This is a genomic window from Rhodococcus sp. EPR-147 (genome assembly GCF_001647185.1).
Lineage (GTDB): Bacteria > Actinomycetota > Actinomycetes > Mycobacteriales > Mycobacteriaceae > Rhodococcoides.
Genome location: NZ_LVCU01000027.1, coordinates 1 through 1,948, shown reverse-complemented (window position 1 = coordinate 1,948; position 1,948 = coordinate 1). Strand labels below are relative to the sequence as shown.

Annotated in this window: 2 protein-coding genes; both read right to left on the bottom strand. The window is 67.2% G+C overall.

Annotated elements, in window-relative coordinates; genetic code table 11:
- The coding region (locus tag A2J02_RS01015; RefSeq protein WP_068045609.1) for a ferritin at positions 1 to 556 on the bottom strand (556 nt) is incomplete at its 3' end.
- A 25-nt stretch (positions 557 to 581) separates the two neighbouring features.
- A complete protein-coding gene (locus A2J02_RS01010; protein ID WP_231911393.1) occupies positions 582 to 1,838 on the bottom strand; it encodes an LCP family protein in 1,257 nt (418 codons plus the stop codon).
- Positions 1,839 to 1,948 lie beyond the last annotated feature (110 nt).

Below are 1,948 nucleotides of genomic sequence, written 5' to 3'. Positions count from 1 at the left end.
CTCTTCCGGCTTCTTTGGGGGCATTGGTGGCGCGGATCACCGTGGAACCGATCTCGCGAGCGACGTACTGCTCGATGTCGAACAGGTTCGATCCGGCTCGGCGGACGATGTTGAGCAGGCTCTGCATCGCCGCCACCTCCTCGACCTGCTCGGTGAGGAACCAGTGGGTGAACTGCTCGCCGATGTAGTCGCCCTCGGCCCGGGCAGCACGCGCCAACGCGCTGATCTGCTCGGTCACCGTCGACTCCTGGGCCAACGCCAGTTCCACCGGTTCGACGACCGACTGGAATCCCGTCACCACGTCGTCGATGCCCGACGCATCGACTTCGAGCCGATTGTCGATGAGGAAGCGGATCATCATCATGGCGTGCCGACGCTTTTCGGCGGACTGAGCGTAGAAACGCGTGGCCAGCTGTGGCAGGTCGTTGCGGTCGAACCACACCGCGATCGCGACGTACTGCTGCGAAGCAGTGAACTCGTGCCGCACCTGGGCGCGCAGCAGATCGTGGAACGACGTACCGGGTGTTGCGGCGGGCTGGGCAGACGGCGATGTCATGGTCCACAACTTACATTCAGGGTCGTCAGGGCCCGCCGGTCAGCAGTTCCGGAGGTATTTCGCGATCCTGCGCGATGGCGTCGAAGAACGCGGGAGCGCGAGTGTCGTCCCACAGCAATACGTTTCCGACGTCGGAGTCCTGGAATCCGCCGACGGGGACCGTCGTGGTCACCGGACCGCTGCGCATCGCCCAGGCGAGTGCGGCGAGGTTCCAGATGTGATCTCCCTCGTCGACGCTCAACGACGACGCGGTATCGGACACCAACGGCCACAACTTGAACGGGTTGAGGAAAGTCGAAGCGCTGGTTGCCTTTTCCAAGAGGGCGGACATGAACGCCCGCTGATTGTTCATCCGGTCGATATCGGCCAGTGCCGTCGCGCGGGATCGCACGAATCCGAGCGCCTCGGCTCCCGTGAGATCCTGGCAGCCGGCGGCGATGTTGATGCCCGCCAACGGATCGTCGATCGCATTCTGCACGCATACGTTGACTCCACCGACCGCGTCGACGATCCCGGCGAAGCCGCCGAATCCGATCTCGGCGTAGTGATCGATGTGCACACCGGTTGCACCCTCGACCGTCTGGACCAGCAGTGGCGGCCCGCCGAATGCGAAGGCCGCGTTGAGCTTGTCCTGGCCGTTGCCCGGAATCGACACGTACGAATCGCGCGGCAGGCTGACCATCGTCGGCGCGCCGCTGCCCTCGGGGATGTGGATGAGAATGATCGTGTCGGTGCGGCTCGGGCCCACCTCGCCGCCGGTTGCGAGCGCGGCTTCCTGCTCCGGCGTCAGGCCCGCTCGCGAATCCGACCCGACGAGAAGCCAGTTGGTGCCGGGGGTGTCGCCGATGCGCCCGGGATACGAGGTGAGGGCGTCCACGCGCGTCAACGAGCTGTCGACGTAGTAGACGACGCCGCCGATTCCCAGCACCAGGACCAGCAACACGATCAGGAAGCGTCGACCCCAGCGTCTGCGCTTCCGCGGCTTCGCGACCTTCGGCGGCCGAGAGTCACGTTGCGGCCGAACGGGTTCGGGTCGACGCAGAGCCCGCTGCGCCGGTGCTGCCGGTTGCCTGCGCTCCTCGGTGAACGGCTCCGGTTGCTGCCGCGGGGCGTACCCGGTGCGGCCCGGTGGATCGTCCTGGGAACGCGAGTACTGACGCGTCGATTCGGATGGCGTGGGTGTGTCGGACTTCGCCGATCCGGGTTCGGGAGCCTGCGACCACGCCTGCTGTGCGGCGGCCGAGCGCGCCGGACCGGCAGTGGGCCTGCCGTCGCGGCGGATGAACTCGGTGCCCTCCGGCGGCGGACCCTGTGGGCGGGGACGGTGCTGTGCCGGACGCTCGGGCGGAGGTCCCTGACGGCGCGGGGGCCCGGGGTCGTACTGACGCGGGC